Source organism: Sulfitobacter sp. 1A13353 (genome assembly GCF_043557255.1).
GTDB classification, from domain to species: Bacteria; Pseudomonadota; Alphaproteobacteria; order Rhodobacterales; family Rhodobacteraceae; genus Sulfitobacter; species Sulfitobacter faviae.
Map to the genome: position 1 here is coordinate 340284 of NZ_JBIFFS010000001.1, position 18375 is coordinate 358658.

Genomic DNA, 18375 nt, shown 5'->3' on the forward strand with positions numbered 1-18375 from the left:
GCCCGATTGACTATGTTCCGCCCGTCCTCCGCCGCTGGCAGATATGTGCTTGAATCCGCCGATTGAGCTGATTTTCCTATATATCGTAGTCGCTTGATAGAAAAACGCCGCCCCGGTGATCTCCGGGACGGCGCTGAAACATGCTGAGAGAGGGAACTCTTCGCGGCTTAGTAGCGGTAATGCTCGGGCTTGAACGGCCCCTCGGGCGTCACGCCGATATAGGCAGCCTGCTCCGGGTTCAGCTTCGACAGTTTTACGCCGATCCGGTCGAGGTGCAGACGGGCCACTTTTTCATCCAGATGCTTGGGCAGAATGTAGACGTCATTCTCGTATTTGTCGGTGTTTTCCCACAGTTCGATCTGCGCCAGCACTTGGTTGGTGAAGGACGCGGACATGACGAAAGAGGGGTGGCCGGTGGCATTGCCAAGGTTCAGCAGACGGCCTTCGGAGAGCAGGATCAGACGATTGCCGTTCGGCATCTCAATCATGTCCACCTGTTCTTTGATGTTGGTCCACTTGTGGTTCTTCAGAGCGGCGACTTGGATTTCGTTGTCGAAGTGGCCGATGTTGCCGACGATCGCCATGTCCTTCATCTCACGCATATGCTCGATGCGGATCACGTCTTTGTTGCCAGTGGTGGTGATAAAGATATCGGCGGTGCCAACCACGTCTTCCAGCAGCACGACCTCAAAACCGTCCATCGCGGCTTGCAGCGCGCAGATCGGGTCGACTTCGGTGACCTTCACGCGGGCACCCGCACCCCGCAGAGACGCGGCGGAGCCTTTGCCCACGTCGCCATAGCCCATGACAACGGCGACCTTGCCCGCCATCATCGTATCGGTGGCGCGGCGGATACCGTCGACGAGGCTCTCTTTACAGCCGTATTTATTGTCGAACTTCGACTTGGTGACAGAGTCGTTCACATTGATCGCGGGGAAGGGCAGCTGGCCCTGTTTCACGAGATCATAGAGACGGTGCACGCCCGTCGTGGTCTCTTCGGACACGCCCTTGATCTGGTCGCGCATCTTGGTGAACCAGCCGGGGCTTTCGGCCATACGCTTCTTGATCTGGGCGAAGATCGCCTCTTCTTCTTCGGATTTCGGCACGGCGATCAGCTCGTCTTCGCCATTTTCCACGCGCGCGCCGAGAAGGATGTAGAGCGTCGCATCGCCGCCATCGTCGAGGATCAGGTTCGGCCCTTCGGGGAACATGAAGGATTTGTCGAGGTAATCCCAATGCTCGACCAGCGACTGGCCTTTGATGGCGAAGACCGGCACGCCCGCTTCGGCGATGGCCGCGGCCGCGTGGTCTTGGGTCGAGAAGATGTTGCATGATGCCCAACGCACATCGGCGCCAAGGGCGACCAGCGTTTCGATCAGAACGGCAGTCTGGATGGTCATATGCAAAGAGCCGACGATCCGCGCGCCTTTCAGCGGTTTGCTGTCACCGTATTCATCGCGCAGCGCCATCAGGCCCGGCATTTCGGTCTCGGCGATGTCCAGCTCTTTACGCCCGTAGGCCGCCAGATTGATATCCTTAACAATATAGTCGTGGGCCATGCGGCGCTCCTGTTTAAAGTGTTGCAGGGCGGTTAGCACCTTCGCCGCGAATTCTCAACGTGAATGGGGGAAAGCCGCGCCGGATCAGTCCAGAAGAGCGGCCAGTTGCTTATCGCCCGACCGGCCCGCCATCCAATCATCGCCCTGGGCCAGCACGCAGGCATTGCCATCGGCCAAAGTCTTAACCAAGGTCCATGTCCCCGACTGATCCGATGCCCAAAGCTGGCTGTTGCCTTCACGCTGACCCGGCACCGGCTCTTCGCCGTACCAATCGATCAGGGCAGACTTCATTTCCTTGGCGGGCATGCAGACTTCTTCTGCCTGTGCAACACCGGCGAGGGTGGTCAAGGTAACTGCAACTATCGTACCGGAAAAAACGGGTTTCATGATCATCTCCTTCGTGGGATGAACAGGTTTGACAGGGATTTGTTCCCAAGGCTCACGAGGTAAGGACTCCCGCGAATGGCGCAGAAACCACGCGCATGGCAAAGGATGCTGTCAGGTCGGCGACTTGACCTGCTTGACCCCACGCCGGTCGATGTCGAGATCGAAGACATCGCCCATGGTCTGGCCTTTGTCGCACGCTGGAACGGGCAGACACGGGGCGACTATGCCTATTCGGTGGCCGAACATTCGCTGCTGGTGGAAACGATTTTCGCCCGCATCGCCCCCCGTGCGCCTGCGAAATGGCGCCTCGCCGCGTTGCTGCATGATGCGCCGGAATATGTGATCGGCGACATGATCTCGCCCGTGAAGGCCGCGGTCGGGCCGGATTATCGTGCCTTGGATGAGCGGTTGACCACGGCGGTGCATGTCCGCTTTGGCCTTCCCGCCAGCCTGCCGGTGCGGGTCAAGCAGCAGATCAAAAAGGCCGACCGCATCAGCGCTTGGATGGAGGCCAGTCAGATCGCAGGCTTTTCCGAGGCCGAGGCGACCCGTTTCTTTGGCCGCCCTGATGCCGCGCTGATGGAAGGGCTGAACATCCTGCTGCGCCCGCCGGTCGAGGTACGGGCCGAGTTCACTGAACGCCACGAGGCGCTGCTGCGCGAAATGGCGTGATCCACATCCGCCGCGCCGGGGCGCTTGATACCCGCGCCCTGGCCGATTTGCTGAATGCGATCATCGCCGAGGGCGGCACCACCGCCATGGTCAGCCCCGTCAGCCCGCGTGAGTTGCAAGGCTGGATGGCCGCGCCCGACAGCGCGTGGCATCTGGCGGAAGACGGGCGCGGTGAGATCAAAGGCTTTCAATACATCGAACCCCACCCCGACCTGCCCGAAGGCGGTGTGGACGTCGCAACTTTCGTACGGTTGGGAGAGACGGGGTTCGGCATCGGCTCGGCCCTGTTCAAACAGACCAAAGAGGCCGCGCGTGACCTAGGCTATGCCCATATCCACGCCATCATCCGCGCCGACAATCAGGGCGGGCTGGCCTATTACCAAAGCCGCGGCTTCGAGGATTCCAGACGGCTGCCAAACTGCACATTGGCGGATGGCACCCGCGTTGATAAAATCTGGAAACGGTTCGAGCTTTAGCGCGGCGAGCGTTTTGCCAAGATGCGCTGCAAGGTCCGCCGGTGCATGTTCAGCCGCCGCGCGGTTTCCGAGACGTTGCGATCACAGAGTTCATAGACCCGCTGGATATGCTCCCACCGCACGCGATCCGCGCTCATCGGGTTTTCCGGCGGTTCGGGCAGGTCCCCTCCGGTGGCCAAAAGCGCATTCACGATGTCATTGGCGTCGGCGGGTTTCGACAGGTAATCCGTCGCCCCGGATTTCACCGCCGCCACCGCCGTGGCAATCGCACCATAGCCCGTCAGCACGACGACCCGCGCATCGGCGCGTTTGTCGCGCAGCACTTCGACCACGTCGAGCCCATTGCCATCCTGAAGCCGCAGATCGACCACGGCAAAGGCCGGGGGGCGCGCGGTGGCGATGGCTTTGCCCGCCGCGACGGACCCTGCGGTTTCCACCTCAAAGCCGCGTTTCTCCATCGCCTTGGCCAAGCGGCGCAGAAACGGCTCATCGTCATCGACCAAAAGCAAGCTGCGGTCCGCGCCTAAGTCAGAAATATCCTGCATCAACATCCCCTCTCAAAGGCTAATATGGGGCGGCCAAGGCGGCGGGTCAATTTCAGCGTTGATCCAGAAAACAACCGATGCTGTCGGCCATCTCTTCGGGCCGTACTTCACGGCGGAAAAAGTCGACGACGCCTTCTTCGGGCATGACCAGATAGCTGAAGGTCGAATGATCGACGAGGTATTCACCATTCTCGTCCGCCGGGTGGGCCTTGTAGTAGGTGCGGTAGGCTTGGCTGGCGGCTTTGATTTGCTCGGGCGAGCCGGTCAGCCCGACCATACGCGGGTGCATCACCTCGGCAAAATCACCGACCACTTCGGGCGTGTCGCGCGCAGGGTCAACGGTGATGAAGACCGGCGTGATGCTCTGGCCGCGCTCATCCAGAATTTCGGTCGCCGCGGCGTTGCGGTCCACGTCCAGCGGGCAGACATCGGGGCAGGAGGTATAGCCGAAATAGAGCAGGGCAGGCTCCTTGATCACATCGGCATCGGTCACGGTTTCGCCCGCACTGTTGACCAGTTCGAACGGCCCGCCAATATCGCCGCCCGCCACTTGGCTTGACCGGCAGGTGGCATAGGGATCGTCCTCGCCCCGCAGCACCACAAAAGCCGTCCCGGCCAGAAATACAGCCGCGACCCCTGCCGCGCCAAATGCAATCATTCGTTTCATGTCAGTCCTCCGCCGTGCTGGCCGGTCTTGATCGTGTTTCGCCGCAGACCTACGCTAGATGGCAGGTGATGCAAGACGCAATAAAGTGATGGGGCTAAGATGACGCAGGCAAATATCCGGCCCCTCGATGGGCGCACCCGTGCCAGTTGGATCCGCCTGCGCACGATGATCCTGCTGCGCTGGTTCGCCATCGCCGGACAGTTGACCGCCGTCACCGTGGCGCAATGGGCGTTTGGGCTGCAGCTGGCCTTTGGCCTGTGTTACCTGACAATCGGGGCCTCGGTGGTGGGCAACCTTGTCGCGGCCTTCGTCTTTCCGCAGAACAAACGCCTGTCGGAGCGCGAGAACCTCGCCATGGTGCTCTTCGACCTGCTGCAACTGACCGCGCTTTTGGCGCTGACGGGCGGGCTGCATAATCCCTTTGCACTTCTGCTGCTGGCCCCGGTGACGATCTCGGCCACCGCGCTCAGCCTGCGCTCGACACTGGTTCTGGGCGGCACCGCGATTATCGCGGCCTCGGTGCTGGCGCTGTGGCATCTGCCGTTGGTGACGCAATCAGGCGATGTGCTGCGACAGCCCGGCATCTTCGTCTTCGGGCATTGGGCGGCGCTGCTCATCGCCATCGTTTTTACCAGTGCCTATTCCCGGCGCGTCACGACCGAGGTCCACTCCATGGCCGACGCGCTCTCGGCCACGCAAATGGTACTGGCACGGGAGCAGAAGCTCTCGGACCTCAGCGGCGTCGTTGCCGCCGCCGCCCATGAATTGGGAACGCCGCTTGCCACGATCAAACTGGCCAGCACCGAACTTCTGGGCGATCTGGAAGACCGCCCCGATCTGGCCGAAGACGCCGCGCTGATCCGCGATCAGGCCGACCGCTGCCGGGATATCCTGCGCGACATGGGCCGCATCGGGAAAGACGATCTGCACATGCAGCGCGCGCAGCTGACCGCCGTGGTGAAAGAGGCCGCCGAGCCGCATCTGGAGCGCGGCAAGACGGTGATGTTTTCCGACAATCCGATGGCCCGAGACCCGGCCCGCGCCCCGACGATCCCGCGTAAGCCCGAGATCATCCACGGGCTGCGCAATCTGGTGCAGAACGCCGTGGATTTTGCCGAAACCACGGTTTGGATCGAAACCGAATGGTCCGCCGAGGATATCTCGGTGCGGATCATCGACAACGGGCCGGGCTTCCCGCCGCAGCATCTGGGCCGGATCGGCGACCCGTTTTTGCGCCGCCGAGGAGGTGCATCGAACGAGACGACGCGGCCCGAATATGAGGGCATGGGGCTGGGGCTGTTCATCGCCAAGACCTTCCTCGAACGCTCCGGCGCGCGGTTGCGCTTTGCCAATGGATCGGACAGCGGTTGGCTGCGCGGGCTGCCCCCCGCTGGCAGCGGCGCTGTGGTCGAAGTCGTCTGGCCACGCCGCCTGCTGGACCTTGGCCCCGATGACAGCGTGATGGGCGAGAACCAGCGTCTGACGGCCTGACGGCGGGATTGGCGCGTTTGTTAACCCACCGTTAACCATTGGGGCTCAAAATAGGGCGTCGCATTTGCCGAAAGGGGTCTCCGTCATGGCATTGCCGGATGTCATCATCGTGCTTGCCGCCGCCTCCGTCACCGCGCTGGCCGCTCTTTGGTGGCTCGGCTCGGCTGCGGGCCGACCGGCGGCGGCCCCCCCCGGCATCGATGATATGAGCCTGCTGTTCGAAGAGGGGCAGTTGGTTCATGGCTCCGACAACGCGCTGACCCGCTTTGCCCTCGCACCCGGCTACCACCATTGGGAGGATATTCGCGATGCGCTGCTGTCGCGGTTTCCCGAATTCCCCCGCACGCCCCGGCATGGGGCCACCGGCAAGCTGACCCTCAAGGCAGAGGATGGCGACAGCCCGTCGGAGCTGCGCATCACATGGCGCGACGCGCTCTGTTGGTTGCACCTGCCCCAGACCCGCGCGACCGAAGAGATCACGGAAGAGACGTTTCAGAAACTCGCCGCCCTGCGCCGGGCCAGCGAGACCAGCCCGAACCCAGCGTGGCAGACCGATGCCGCAGGCCGCATCATCTGGCACAACCGGGCCTACGGGGCCCTGAAACGCAAGGCTCCGGCCGATCCTGAATGCGGCGGCGCCGCATTGTTCAGCACGCCCTCGCCCGAACATCCCAACCGCGTATGCCTGCGCTGCGGCGACGGGGACAAACCAGATTGGTACGCGCTGACCACCACGACAGAGGACAATGTGCAGGTCTACCACGCCACCTGCATCAACGCCGTGGTCGCCGCCGAAGAGGCGCAGCGCAACTTCGTTCAAACCCTTGCCAAGACCTTTGCCCATCTGTCCATCGGGCTCGCGATTTTTGACCGCAACGGGCAGTTGGCCCTGTTCAACCCTGCCCTGGTTGACCTGACCGCCCTGCCCGCCCCCTTTCTCAGCGCCCGACCGACGATGGTGTCCTTTTTCGATCAGCTGCGCGAAAGCCGCCGCATGCCGGAGCCGAAGAATTACAAGAATTGGCGTCACGAAATTGCCGAAGTTATCGCCGCCGCAACCGATGGCCGCTATCAAGAGACTTGGTCGCTGGAGAACGGCCAGACCTACAGCATCCGGGGCCGGCCCCACCCCGATGGCGCCACCGCTTTCCTGATCGAAGACATCACCGCCGAAGTGACCCTAACCCGCAATTTCCGGGCCGAACTTGAACAAAGCCAAAGCCTGCTCGACACGCTCGAAGATGGTTTCGCCGTCTTCTCTGCCTCCGGCGTGCTGACCTTTTGCAACGCCGCCTATCGCGCCCGGTGGAAACAAGACCCGGACAAAAGCTTTGCCGAAATCACCGTCAACGATGCGATCCGTGTCTGGCAGGAAATGTCGGCGGCCAATCCGCTCTGGCCCGATGTTGTGGAATTCGTCATGGGCAGGGGCGACCGCGCGGGTTGGAACATGCCCATCTACCCGCATCAGGGCGCGCCGCTTTCTTGCGAGGTCTCGGCCATCGCATCGGGTGCCACGCTCATACGCTTTCGTCCGATCCCCGTCGGCGCGGACCGGTCGGAGCCTTCCAACGCTCCTTCGGCGGGCGACCGGCGGCAACCCTCCAACTAGGTCGCTCCCAGCCGCTTTAATCTTGCGGCTGCGCGTCGGGACGCTAAGCATGGGGCATGTCCGATGATACCCTTTCCCTCCTGCTCAGCGGCCCCGATGACACCGCTGAGCGCGCCCGGCAACTGGCCCGCCGCCTGTCTCCCGGCGATGTCATCCTGCTCAGCGGCGATGTCGGCGTGGGCAAGACCCATTTCGCCCGCGCGCTGATCACCGAATTGCTCGACCACCACGAGGATATCCCCTCGCCCACCTTCACCTTGGTGCAGACCTATGACACGGCAAGCAGCGCGATCTGGCACGCCGATCTCTACCGGCTGACCTCCACCCATGAGATTGAGGAGCTCGGGCTGATCGACGCCTTTCACGATGCAATCTGTCTTGTGGAATGGCCGGATCGGCTGGGCCCGCTCGCGCCCGCCGACGCGTTAGAGATCAGCCTTAGCCCCGGCACCGAAGAAGACAGCCGCAGGCTGACCGCAGAATGGTCCGGCGGCGATTGGGCCGAGAAGCTGGCGGCGTGGCGCAAATGACCGAACGCGCCGCATTGATCGAAGGTTTTTTGCAAACCGCGGGCTGGGCCGAAGCCTCCCGCAAGCTGCTGGCGGGCGATGCCTCCAACCGGCGCTATGACCGGTTGCGCAAAGCGGATGGCGCGCGCGCCATCCTGATGGACGCCCCACCGGAACGCGGAGAAGACGTGCGACCCTTCCGTCACGTCGCCGCGCATCTGGCAGGCTGTGGCCTCAGCGCGCCCGAGATTTACCATGCGGACAATGACAACGGTCTGCTGCTGATCGAAGACCTTGGCGATGACCTCTTTGCGCGGCTCATGGCGGCGGATCCGGCTCGGGAACTCCCCCTCTACCGCGCGGCTGCTGACGTTTCGGTCAAACTGCACGCCGCCCCCCTGCCGGAACTGCCGATTTGCGATGCCGATTGGCTGACTGATATGGCCTCCCCCGCCTTCGACTTTTACGCGCCCACAGGCGGGCAGAGCGCAAACGCCGCTTTCGCGCAGGCTTTCCGCCCCCTCGCCGCAGCGTTGGATAACAGCCCAAAAGTCGTGATCCTGCGCGACTACCATGCCGAGAACCTGCTCTGGCTGCCAGAGCGCGAAGGGGCGGCGCGGGTCGGTTTGCTGGATTTTCAAGACGCGCTGCTGGGCCACCCGGCCTATGATCTCGTCTCGATCCTGCAAGACGCACGCCGCGATGTGCCCCGGTCGGTAGAGGCGCAGATCATCGACGATTACCTTGCCCAAACCGGACAGGCGGAAACCCCCTTCCGCCGCGCCTATGCACTGCTTGGCGCCCAGCGTAATCTGCGCATTTTGGGGATCTTTGCGCGCCTCAGTCTGCGCGATGGCAAACCACATTACGTCGATCTGATCCCCCGCGTCTGGCAGCATTTGCAACATAACCTGCGCCATCCCGCGCTTGCCGATGTGGCGGAGGCAATCGCAGGCGTGCTGCCCCCGCCGACCCCCGAATTTCTGGAGCAACTGAAAAGCCAATGCGCGACAATCCCGACGCCATCATGATGTTCGCGGCCGGGTTCGGCACGCGTATGAAACATCTCACCCAGAACCAACCCAAGCCCATGGTGCCAGTCGCGGGCCGCCCCTTGATTGACCATGCGCTCGACCTTGCCCGCGGGATTACGCCTGCGCGGATCGTGGCGAACCTGCACTACCTGCCCGACCAGTTAGAGGCACATCTGAAAGCGCAGGATGTGCAAACGGTGATCGAAACGCCCCAGATCCTCGACACCGGCGGCGGGCTCCGCAACGCGCTGCCGCTGCTGGGGTCAGGGCCCGTTTTCACCATGAACAGTGACGCGATTTGGGCCGGGGCGAACCCGCTCGAAATGCTCCGCAATGCATGGGATCCGGCACGGATGGACGCGCTTTTGATGACCGTGCCGTTGGAAAACACCCTTGGCCATGGCGGCACGGGCGACTTTACCCGCACCGCGGATGGCCGCCTGCAACGGGGGCCGGGCGAGGTCTATGGCGGGGTGCAGATCATCAAGACCGACCTGCTGGCCGATATCGAAGCCGAGGCATTCTCGCTCAACCTGTTGTGGGACATGATGCTGGCACGCGGGACGCTGTTTGGCCTGCCCTATAGCGGGCGCTGGTGCGATGTGGGGCACCCGGGGGGTATTCCCCTTGCCGAAAGCCTCTTGGCAGGTGCCGATGTTTGAGCCGCAGGACAGCCCCCGCGTCTTTGGCCTTGCCCCCGGTGTCGACTTCCCGCGCGGATTGGTGCGCGGGCTGTGCGACCGGTTGGAGAATGGCCCGCCCGAGGCGATGGCCCGTGTCGAGTTGCTGGTGAACACCAACCGCATGGCACGTCGGCTGCGCCATGATTTCGACGCGGGTCCGGCAGGCTTCTTGCCGCGCATCCGGCTGATCACCGACCTCGATGCATTGGCCCCCGGCATCGCGCTCCCCGCTCCGACACCGCCGCTGCAACGGCGGCTGGAACTCATTCAACTCGTGTCGCGCCTGCTGGATGCCGCACCCGATCTCGCGCCGCGCGCCTCGCTCTATGCCCTGTCGGATAGTTTGGCGGGGCTGATCGACGAAATGCAGGGCGAAGGCGTCTCGCCCGAGACGGTGGCCGGGCTGGACGTTGGCAACCTCTCTGCCCATTGGGAGCGGGCGCAGCGGTTCCTCGCCATCGCGCATGACTATCTGGGCCAAACCACCACCCGCCCGGATGCCGAGGCACGGCGACGGCAGTTGGTCGCCCGGATCATCGCCCGCTGGCAGGACGCGCCACCGCAGCATCCGGTGATCCTCGCCGGGTCCACCGGCTCGCGCGGGACAACCGCGTTGTTGATGGAGGCCGTGGCCCGCCTGCCGCAAGGCGCGATCATCCTGCCGGGGTTCGATTTCGAGATGCCGACCGCCGTTTGGAATGAGTTGGATCAGGCGCTTCTGGCCGAGGATCACCCGCAATACCGCTTCCGCAAGCTGATGAATATGCTCGGCGTGGCGCGTGGCGCGGTCGCCCCGTGGTGCGAGATGCCCCCGGTATCGACCGCCCGCAACAAGCTGGTGTCGCTCTCGCTTCGGCCTGCGCCCGTCACCCATGCTTGGCTGAACGAAGGGCCGAAGCTGGAAGACCTGCAAGGTGCCACCGCCGACATTACCCTGATCGAAGCGCCCACCCCACGGGTCGAGGCTTTGGCCATCGCGCTGCGCCTGCGCCAAGCTGCCGAGGATGGTGTGAAGGCCGCCTTGATCACCCCCGACCGGATGCTCACCCGGCAGGTCACCGCAGCGCTCGACCGGTGGGGCATTCTGCCCGACGACAGCGCCGGGATGCCGCTGCAACTCTCCCCGCCGGGGCGGTTCTTGCGCCATGTGGCGGCGCTGTTTGTCCGAAAACTGGATGCCGAAGCGCTGCTGACCCTGTTGAAACACCCGCTGACCCACAGCGGCGCGGGGCGCAATTTCCACCAGTTCTATACCCAGCGCTTGGAGGCTGAGATCCGCCGCTACGGTCTGCCCTACCCCGACGCCGAAGGCTTGGCCGAGATTGCAGAGCGCGCCGCGAAGCGGATGGAAGACCCCAGCGGGTTCCGCGATTGGGTCGCTTGGCTGGGCGAGGTTTTCCCCGGCCATGACACTCCCGGAGAGCGGCCCCTGCCCGAATGCGTCGCCGCGCATCTGGCGCTGGCCGAAAGGATCGCCGCCGGGCAATCCGCCGATCCCGACCACCTGCTTTGGCAGCAAGGCGCGGGCATCGCGGCCGAGGCGGTGATGGCGAACCTCACGGAACATGCCCCCCACGGCGGGGCGATGAACGCCGCCGATTATGCCGATCTCTTGGGCGCGCTCTTGGCCCAAGAAGAGGTGCGCGAGGCCGATACCCCGCATCCCGATATCATGATCTGGGGCACGATGGAGGCACGGGTGCAGGGGGCCGAGCTGGTCATCCTTGGCGGTTTGAACGAAGGCACATGGCCCGAAGCGCCGCCGCCCGATCCGTGGCTCAACCGTCAAATGCGCGAGAAAGCCGGGCTGCTGCTCCCCGAACGGCGCATCGGCCTGTCGGCACATGACTATCAACAGGCCATCGCCAGCCCCGAGGTTTGGATCACCCGCGCGATCCGCTCGGACGAGGCCGAGATGGTGCCGTCACGCTGGCTGAACCGCTTGGGCAACCTGCTGGGCGGCTTGGGCGACACCGGCGGGCCGGAGGCGTGGAAGGCCATGCAGCAGCGCGGCAACCACTGGCTGGATCAGGTGCGCGCCTTGGAAGCGGTGGAGCGCACCGCCCCGGCCACGCGCCCCTCGCCCCGCCCACCGCGCGCGGCGCGCCCCCGCAAGCTGTCAGTGACCGAGATCAAGACGCTGATCCGCGATCCTTACGCGATCTATGCCAAACACAGCCTGAAACTGCGCCCGATCAACCCGCTGGTGCAATCGCCCGATGCGCCGGTGCGCGGCATCGTCCTGCACCGCATCATGGAAGATTTCGTCAAACTGGTGGCCCGCGATCCGGCACGGCTGACCCGCGACACGCTGATGCAAGTGGCCGCCGAGGTGCTGGAGGAAGAAGCCCCCTGGCCCGCCGCCCGCGCCATGTGGCTGGCCCGTATCGACCGGATCGCCGATTGGTTCATCGCCCGCGAAAGCCAACGCGCCGCATTCTCCAGCCCCGTCGCCTTCGAACAGGGCGCGCGGGGCAGCTACACCTTTGCCGACCTCGGCTTTACCCTCAGCGGCTTTGCCGACCGGATCGACCAGACCGATGACGGCGATGTGCTGATCTACGACTACAAAACCGGCACGCCGCCCGGCAAAAAAGAGCAGCGACTGTTCGACAAGCAACTCTTGATCGAAGCGGCGATGGTCGAACGGGGCGGTTTTCCCGAGGTGGGCGTGGCCCATGTGGCCCATGCCGCCTTTATCGGGTTGGGGTCAAAACCTGTCGAAGTTCCCGCCCCGCTGGACGAGGAGAACCCGCAAGAAGTGCTGGCCGGTCTGCACGCGCTGCTCTCGCGCTACCTCGATGAGGGGCAGGGCTTTACCGCGCGGCGGATGGTGCAAAGTGATGCCTTTGCCGGAAACTTTGACCAACTGGCGCGGTTCGGGGAATGGGATGGCACCAGCCCCGCCCGACCGGAGGATCTGGAATGATGCGTGATTTCAACGATGCCACCCGCGCCCAAATCGAAGCGGCGCGGCCCGATGCCTCCACTTGGCTGACGGCCAACGCGGGCTCGGGCAAGACCCGCGTGCTGACCGACCGCGTGGCGCGGCTGCTGCTCGACGACGTGGAGCCGCAGCACATCCTTTGCCTGACCTATACCAAAGCCGCTGCCTCGGAGATGCAGAACCGCCTGTTCAAACGCTTGGGCGAATGGGCCATGCTGAAAGACGCGGCACTGCGCAGCGCCTTGGCCGATCTTGGCGTTCAGGGCGAATTGACACCCGAGCAACTGCGCAATGCCCGCACCCTTTTTGCCCGCGCGATCGAGACGCCCGGCGGGCTGAAAATTCAGACCATCCACTCTTTCTGCGCGGCCCTTCTGCGCCGCTTCCCGCTGGAGGCACAGGTCAGCCCGCAATTCACCGAGATCGAAGACCGCGCCGCCGATCTGCTGCGGGCCGAGATCGTCGATGAGATGGCCGAAGGCGAAGACGCCCCGCTGGTCGCCGAGATTGCGCGGCACTACACGGGCGAAGATTTCGCCAGCCTCACCCGTAGCATCGTAGGCCAGCGCGATGCCTTCAGCACGCCCCGCTCTTGGCACGAGATCCTAGCGCTTTTCGCCCAGCCCGAAGACCTGACCGAAGACAAGATCGCGGCCTCGGTCTTCCTCGGCAGCGAAGCGGCGATGATGGCCGATATCATCCCCCATCTGCTGGCGAAAGGCGGCAATGACGGCAAGGCGGGCGCGGCGCTGCAAGAGATTGACCGCTATGATCTGTCCGCCTTGCCCCAGCTAGAAAACATCCTTCTGACCGGCAGCGGCGCCAAGGCGCCCTTCACCGCCAAGATCGGCAGTTTCCCGACCAAGCCCACGCAAAAGGTTATCGCCGACCAGATGCCGCAGCTTGAGCAGTTGATGCAGCGCGTCGAAGATGCCCGCGAAGCGCGGCTGGCGCTGAAGGCGGCGCGCAAATCCTATGTGCTCCACCGTTTCGCGGCCCGTTTTCTGGACCGCTACGCAGATGAGAAGCAAAAACGCGGCTGGCTCGACTTTGACGATCTGATCCTCAAAGCCCGCGCTTTGCTGACCGACAAGGCCGTGGCCGCTTGGGTGCTGTTCCGCATCGACGGCGGCATCGACCATATCCTTGTCGACGAGGCGCAGGACACCTCGCCCCGGCAATGGGACGTGATCGAACGGCTGACAGATGAATTTTACTCCGGCGCCGGGGCGCGTAACGAGGTGGATCGCACCCTCTTCGTCGTGGGCGACAAGAAGCAATCGATCTACTCTTTCCAAGGCGCGGACCCCGAAGAGCTGGACCGCAAAGGCACGACATTCGAACAGAAGATCGGTGAGGCCGGGCAGTTTTTCCAGCGCCGCAGTCTTGCCTATTCCTTCCGCTCCTCTTCGGCGATTTTGCAAGCGGTCGATGGGGTTTTCGACCCCGCGATCCAGACCGGCTTTACCAATGACGGCCATATGGCCTTCAAAGATCGCCTGCCCGGCCGCGTCGATCTCTGGCCCTTCATCGAAAAGGCAGGCCCTGACGAGGAAGGCGATTGGACCGATCCCGTCGACCGACGCAGCGCGCGGCATCACACGGTGCAACTGGCCGAACGCATCGCCCGGCGCATCAAGGAGCTGACGACCGAGGAGCATTACCTCCCCGATGACAGCAGGGGCGGCTTGGCGCGGCGGCGCATCCAACCGGGGGATTTCCTGATCCTCGTGCAGCGCCGCTCGGCCCTGTTTTCTGAGATCATCCGCGCTTGCAAGGCGGCGGAACTGCCCATCGCCGGGGCCGACAGGCTCAAGGTCGGGGCCGAACTGGCGGTGCGCGATCTGGCGGCGATCCTGTCCTTCCTTGCAACGCCGGACGACGACCTATCGCTTGCCACCGCGCTGAAATCGCCACTTTTCGGCTGGTCGGAACAAGAGCTTTTCACCCTCGCCCATTACCGTAAAGAGGATCACCTCTGGCAAGCCCTGCGCAACCAGACCGAGGCCCACGCCGCCACCCTCGCCATGCTGCGCGACCTGCGCGGGCGGGTCGATTACCTGCGCCCCTACGATCTGATCGAACGCATCCTCACCCGCCACGATGGGCGGCGCAAACTGCTCGCGCGGCTGGGGCCAGAGGCCGAGGATGGGATCAACGCGATGTTGAGCCAAGCGCTGTCTTACGAGCGCGGCACGGTGCCCAGCCTGACCGGGTTCCTGCAATGGATGCAGACCGATGATCTGGAAATCAAACGTCAGATCGACAGCGCGTCGAACCAGATCCGGGTGATGACGGTGCATGGTGCCAAGGGTCTGGAAGCGCCGATTGTGATCCTGCCTGACACCGGGCGGCGCGATGTGACGATCAAGGATGAGATCATCACCGTTGACGGCACCCCCGTCTGGAAAGCCCCGGCGGATGACATGCCCCAGCCCATGCGCGCCCGGCTGGACGAGATGAAAGAGGCCGCGCTGCAAGAACGGCTTCGCCTGTTCTATGTCGCCATGACGCGGGCCGAGAAATGGCTGATCGTGGCCGCGGCGGGGGAATTGTCGAAAGATGAATCCTCTTGGTATCAGATCACCGCAGCCGCTCTGGCCCGGCTCCGGGCCGAGCCTTTGGGCGACGATGGCACGCTGCGCTATCAACAGGGCGATTGGGATGCGCTCGACATCATAGAGACGCCTGAGAAAACCATCACAACGCCCAGGTTAGACCCTGTTTTCACCCGCTCCGCCCCCTCCCCCAAGGGAGAGGACAAGACCCTGTCGCCCTCGGATCTCGGCGGAGCCAAGGCGCTTGCTGGTGAGGCCGGGCTCGATATGGACGCTGCGTTGAGCTATGGCACGCTGGTTCATGAGTTGCTGGAACATCTGCCACTGATGGGCGCGGATGCCCGGGAAGTCTTTCTAGAGCGGTTGGCCCGCACACACCCCGCCGAGATGATCGCCCGCGCGGAAGATGAGGCGGAAGCGGTGCTGAACACCCCTGCCCTCGCCCCGCTGTTTGCCGAGACAACCCTCGCCGAAGTGCCCGTGACCGGCAGCCTCGGAGACCAGCGCCTGCATGGCACGATCGACCGTTTGGTGATTGCGGAGGATCGCATCCTTGCCGTCGATTTCAAGACCAACCGCGTGGTCCCCGGCACGGCTGAGGCCTGCCCCGACGGGCTGCTGCGCCAGATGGGGGCCTATGCTCATATGCTGCGCCAAATCTACCCGGATCGGCAGGTTGAGACGGCCATTCTATGGACCGCGACCCCCGCGCTTATGGTGTTACCCAACGATATCGTGACAAATGCCCTGCGTGCCCTGCCATATCTTGACGCCACTGCCGCGCATTCATAGGTTCAGGCCTCAACCCATTCCTGTCAGGAGAGCATCATGGCAACCGTCGCAGTCACCGACGACACTTTCGACGCCGAAGTCAAAAATTCGGACATTCCGGTTCTGGTCGATTTCTGGGCCGAATGGTGCGGCCCGTGCAAACAGATCGGCCCTTCGCTGGAAGAGCTGTCGGATGAAATGAACGGTCGCGTGAAGATCGTCAAAGTCAACGTCGACGAAAACCCGAACTCGCCCGCCCAAGTCGGCGTGCGCGGTATCCCGGCGCTGTTCATCTTCAAGGACGGGCAGGTCGTGTCCAACCTCGCCGGTGCGCGCCCCAAGGCGGCCCTGCAAAGCTGGATCGAAGAATCCATCTAAGGCCAACGCCTTAGGCATTGAGTTACGAAAACGGGCGTCCTTCGGGGCGCCCTTTTCATTGGGGCAAAGCCGCTGGCCACTTCACCGTAAGCGTGCCCCTGCCTCACAAGCGTCGCCCCTGCCCCCCGCGCAACCGGCGCTGCCCTTGTCCTGCCCTGCCACGGGGGCCATATAGAGCGCCAAGCGACAGGAGGCCCCATGGCACAGAACGACGATTTCCCCGGTTGGCACGGGACCACGATCATTGGCGTCAAAAAAGGCGGCGAAGTGGTGATTGCCGGTGACGGACAGGTCAGCCTTGGCCAGACCGTGATCAAAGGCACCGCGCGCAAGGTGCGCAAGCTCAGTCCCGGCGGCTATGACGTGGTGGCGGGGTTTGCGGGCTCCACCGCGGATGCCTTTACCCTGCTGGAACGACTTGAGGCCAAATTGGAAGCGACACCGGGTCAATTGGCCCGTGCCAGTGTCGAATTGGCCAAGGACTGGCGCACCGATAAATACCTGCAAAAGCTCGAAGCGATGCTGATCGTGACCGACGGCAAAGACCTGTTGGTCATCACCGGCGCGGGCGATGTGCTGGAGCCGGAGCATGAGGTCGCCGCCATTGGATCGGGTGGGAACTATGCCCTCGCCGCCGCGCGCGGCATGATGGACAGTGACCGGGACGCCGAAACCATTGCCCGTGATGCCATGGCGATCGCCGCCGACATCTGCGTCTACACCAACGGCAAACTCACCGTGGAGAAAATCACCGCATGACCGACCTGACCCCCCGCGAGATCGTGTCCGAACTGGACCGCTATATCATCGGCCAGAACGACGCCAAACGCGCCGTGGCCGTGGCCCTGCGCAACCGCTGGCGCCGCAAGCAATTGAGCGATGACCTGCGCGACGAAGTCTACCCGAAGAACATCCTGATGATCGGCCCCACCGGCGTCGGCAAGACCGAGATCAGCCGCCGCTTGGCGAAGCTCGCCCGCGCGCCCTTCATTAAAATTGAGGCGACGAAATTCACGGAAGTCGGCTATGTCGGCCGCGACGTGGAACAGATCATCCGTGATCTCGTGGACAGCTCCATCGCCATGACCCGCGAGTTCATGCGCGAAGACGTTAAAGCCAAGGCCGAACAGGCCGCCGAGGACCGTGTCATCGACGCCATCGCCGGCACCGATGCCCGCGACGGCACGCGCGAGATGTTCCGCAAGAAGCTCCGCGCAGGCGAACTCGATGACACGATGATCGAGCTTGAGGTCGCCGAGACCTCTAGCCCCTTCCCGATGATGGACATTCCCGGCCAGCAAGGCATGGGGATGATGAACCTCGGGGATATTTTCGGCAAAGCCATGGGCGGCCGCACCACCAAGAAACGCATGGCCGTGGCCGATAGCTATGAAGTGCTGGTGGGCGAAGAGGCAGACAAGCTGCTCGACGACGAAGCCGTGAACCGCGCCGCCATTGAAGCGGTCGAGCAGAACGGCATCGTCTTCCTTGATGAGATCGACAAGGTCTGCGCCCGTTCTGACGCGCGCGGTGGCGATGTTTCCCGCGAAGGGGTGCAGCGCGACCTGCTGCCGCTGATCGAAGGCACCGTCGTTTCGACGAAATATGGCCCGGTGAAGACCGACCATATCCTCTTCATCGCCTCGGGCGCGTTCCATATCGCCAAGCCTTCGGACCTTTTGCCCGAGTTGCAGGGCCGTCTGCCGATCCGCGTCGAACTGCGGGCGCTGACCGAGGATGATTTCGTCCGTATCCTGACCGAGACCGACAATGCGCTGACGCGGCAGTATACCGCCCTGATGGGGACCGAGGAACTGACCGTCACCTTCACCGAAGAGGGCATCGCGGCACTGGCCAAGATCGCGGCCGAGGTCAACACCTCGGTCGAGAACATCGGCGCGCGGCGGCTTTATACGGTGATGGAACGGGTCTTCGAAGAAGTCTCCTTCGACGCGCCTGATCGCTCGGGGCAAGAGATCACCGTCGATGCGGATTTCGTTGAAAAGAACCTTGGCGAATTGACCCGCTCCACCGATCTCAGCCGCTACGTTCTTTAGGGCTTTCCTTTCTTCCATGCCCCGGCGAT

Annotated in this window: 16 protein-coding genes; 12 read left to right on the plus strand and 4 right to left on the minus strand. The window is 63.5% G+C overall.

Annotated elements, in window-relative coordinates:
• Window positions 1-167 precede the first annotated feature (167 nt).
• Window positions 168-1559, minus strand: coding sequence for an adenosylhomocysteinase (gene ahcY / locus ACGYLO_RS01690; RefSeq protein WP_271688656.1), 1392 nt, complete (start codon window positions 1557-1559; stop codon window positions 168-170).
• Between the two features lie 84 nt (window positions 1560-1643).
• Entirely contained in the window at window positions 1644-1946 is a 303-nt protein-coding gene (locus ACGYLO_RS01695; RefSeq protein ID WP_271688655.1) for an S-adenosyl-L-homocysteine hydrolase, read from the minus strand.
• Window positions 1947-2021: 75 nt separating this feature from the next.
• Between ACGYLO_RS01695 and ACGYLO_RS01700 the strand changes: the two genes are divergently transcribed.
• Both ACGYLO_RS01700 and ACGYLO_RS01705 read left to right on the plus strand, forming a co-directional pair.
• Window positions 2022-2618 carry an HD family hydrolase gene (locus ACGYLO_RS01700; protein ID WP_271688654.1) on the plus strand — a complete coding sequence of 199 codons (597 nt, stop codon included), beginning with the start codon at window positions 2022-2024 and terminating at the stop codon, window positions 2616-2618.
• Entirely contained in the window at window positions 2615-3094 is a 480-nt protein-coding gene (locus ACGYLO_RS01705; protein WP_271688653.1) for a GNAT family N-acetyltransferase, read from the plus strand. Before ACGYLO_RS01700 ends, ACGYLO_RS01705 begins: the two co-directional genes overlap by 4 nt.
• Here ACGYLO_RS01705 and ACGYLO_RS01710 read toward each other — a convergent pair.
• A complete protein-coding gene (locus tag ACGYLO_RS01710; RefSeq protein WP_067268317.1) occupies window positions 3091-3645 on the minus strand; it encodes an ActR/PrrA/RegA family redox response regulator transcription factor in 555 nt (184 codons plus the stop codon). The two genes, ACGYLO_RS01705 and ACGYLO_RS01710, sit on opposite strands and share 4 nt — an antisense overlap.
• 46 nt (window positions 3646-3691) lie before the next feature.
• Window positions 3692-4306, minus strand: coding sequence for an SCO family protein (locus ACGYLO_RS01715; protein ID WP_271688652.1), 615 nt, complete (start codon window positions 4304-4306; stop codon window positions 3692-3694).
• A 99-nt stretch (window positions 4307-4405) separates the two neighbouring features.
• Between ACGYLO_RS01715 and regB the strand changes: the two genes are divergently transcribed.
• The 10 genes from regB to hslU all read left to right on the plus strand — a co-directional run bounded on the left by regB (window position 4406) and on the right by hslU (window position 18346).
• On the plus strand, window positions 4406-5797 hold the full coding sequence (gene regB, locus ACGYLO_RS01720; protein ID WP_271688651.1) for a sensor histidine kinase RegB: 1392 nt from the start codon (window positions 4406-4408) through the stop codon (window positions 5795-5797).
• An 85-nt stretch (window positions 5798-5882) separates the two neighbouring features.
• Window positions 5883-7409, plus strand: coding sequence for a PAS-domain containing protein (locus tag ACGYLO_RS01725; RefSeq protein WP_394376342.1), 1527 nt, complete (start codon window positions 5883-5885; stop codon window positions 7407-7409).
• Between the two features lie 56 nt (window positions 7410-7465).
• Window positions 7466-7939: a tRNA (adenosine(37)-N6)-threonylcarbamoyltransferase complex ATPase subunit type 1 TsaE gene (gene tsaE, locus ACGYLO_RS01730; protein WP_271688649.1), complete on the plus strand. Its 474-nt coding sequence runs from the start codon at window positions 7466-7468 to the stop codon at window positions 7937-7939.
• Window positions 7936-8949, plus strand: coding sequence for an aminoglycoside phosphotransferase family protein (locus ACGYLO_RS01735; protein ID WP_271688648.1), 1014 nt, complete (start codon window positions 7936-7938; stop codon window positions 8947-8949). Before tsaE ends, ACGYLO_RS01735 begins: the two co-directional genes overlap by 4 nt.
• Window positions 8922-9614: a nucleotidyltransferase family protein gene (locus ACGYLO_RS01740; RefSeq protein ID WP_271688647.1), complete on the plus strand. Its 693-nt coding sequence runs from the start codon at window positions 8922-8924 to the stop codon at window positions 9612-9614. The genes ACGYLO_RS01735 and ACGYLO_RS01740 overlap by 28 nt, the downstream gene beginning before the upstream one ends.
• Complete coding sequence (addB, locus tag ACGYLO_RS01745) at window positions 9607-12564, plus strand: double-strand break repair protein AddB (RefSeq protein WP_394376353.1); 2958 nt, start codon at window positions 9607-9609, stop codon at window positions 12562-12564. The genes ACGYLO_RS01740 and addB overlap by 8 nt, the downstream gene beginning before the upstream one ends.
• Window positions 12561-15932: a double-strand break repair helicase AddA gene (gene addA / locus ACGYLO_RS01750; RefSeq protein WP_271688646.1), complete on the plus strand. Its 3372-nt coding sequence runs from the start codon at window positions 12561-12563 to the stop codon at window positions 15930-15932. The genes addB and addA overlap by 4 nt, the downstream gene beginning before the upstream one ends.
• A gap of 36 nt (window positions 15933-15968) precedes the next feature.
• A complete protein-coding gene (gene trxA / locus ACGYLO_RS01755) occupies window positions 15969-16289 on the plus strand; it encodes a thioredoxin (protein ID WP_007118424.1) in 321 nt (106 codons plus the stop codon).
• Between the two features lie 198 nt (window positions 16290-16487).
• Window positions 16488-17048, plus strand: coding sequence for an ATP-dependent protease subunit HslV (gene hslV / locus ACGYLO_RS01760; protein ID WP_067623712.1), 561 nt, complete (start codon window positions 16488-16490; stop codon window positions 17046-17048).
• Window positions 17045-18346: an ATP-dependent protease ATPase subunit HslU gene (hslU, locus tag ACGYLO_RS01765; protein ID WP_271688645.1), complete on the plus strand. Its 1302-nt coding sequence runs from the start codon at window positions 17045-17047 to the stop codon at window positions 18344-18346. The genes hslV and hslU overlap by 4 nt, the downstream gene beginning before the upstream one ends.
• Window positions 18347-18375 lie beyond the last annotated feature (29 nt).

What these genes read in the sequence shown, in the direction of transcription:
- ACGYLO_RS01700 (WP_271688654.1), top strand. Translation starts at nt 2,022, where the DNA reads ATGGCGCAGAAACCACGCGCATGGCAAAGGATGCTGTCAGGTCGGCGA.
- ACGYLO_RS01735 (WP_271688648.1), top strand. Translation starts at nt 7,936, where the DNA reads ATGACCGAACGCGCCGCATTGATCGAAGGTTTTTTGCAAACCGCGGGC.
- regB (WP_271688651.1), top strand. Translation starts at nt 4,406, where the DNA reads ATGACGCAGGCAAATATCCGGCCCCTCGATGGGCGCACCCGTGCCAGT.
- addB (WP_394376353.1), top strand. Translation starts at nt 9,607, where the DNA reads ATGTTTGAGCCGCAGGACAGCCCCCGCGTCTTTGGCCTTGCCCCCGGT.
- ACGYLO_RS01710 (WP_067268317.1), bottom strand. Translation starts at nt 3,645, where the DNA reads ATGTTGATGCAGGATATTTCTGACTTAGGCGCGGACCGCAGCTTGCTT.
- addA (WP_271688646.1), top strand. Translation starts at nt 12,561, where the DNA reads ATGATGCGTGATTTCAACGATGCCACCCGCGCCCAAATCGAAGCGGCG.
- hslU (WP_271688645.1), top strand. Translation starts at nt 17,045, where the DNA reads ATGACCGACCTGACCCCCCGCGAGATCGTGTCCGAACTGGACCGCTAT.
- ACGYLO_RS01740 (WP_271688647.1), top strand. Translation starts at nt 8,922, where the DNA reads ATGCGCGACAATCCCGACGCCATCATGATGTTCGCGGCCGGGTTCGGC.
- ACGYLO_RS01715 (WP_271688652.1), bottom strand. Translation starts at nt 4,306, where the DNA reads ATGAAACGAATGATTGCATTTGGCGCGGCAGGGGTCGCGGCTGTATTT.
- trxA (WP_007118424.1), top strand. Translation starts at nt 15,969, where the DNA reads ATGGCAACCGTCGCAGTCACCGACGACACTTTCGACGCCGAAGTCAAA.
- tsaE (WP_271688649.1), top strand. Translation starts at nt 7,466, where the DNA reads ATGTCCGATGATACCCTTTCCCTCCTGCTCAGCGGCCCCGATGACACC.
- ACGYLO_RS01695 (WP_271688655.1), bottom strand. Translation starts at nt 1,946, where the DNA reads ATGAAACCCGTTTTTTCCGGTACGATAGTTGCAGTTACCTTGACCACC.
- ahcY (WP_271688656.1), bottom strand. Translation starts at nt 1,559, where the DNA reads ATGGCCCACGACTATATTGTTAAGGATATCAATCTGGCGGCCTACGGG.
- ACGYLO_RS01725 (WP_394376342.1), top strand. Translation starts at nt 5,883, where the DNA reads ATGGCATTGCCGGATGTCATCATCGTGCTTGCCGCCGCCTCCGTCACC.
- hslV (WP_067623712.1), top strand. Translation starts at nt 16,488, where the DNA reads ATGGCACAGAACGACGATTTCCCCGGTTGGCACGGGACCACGATCATT.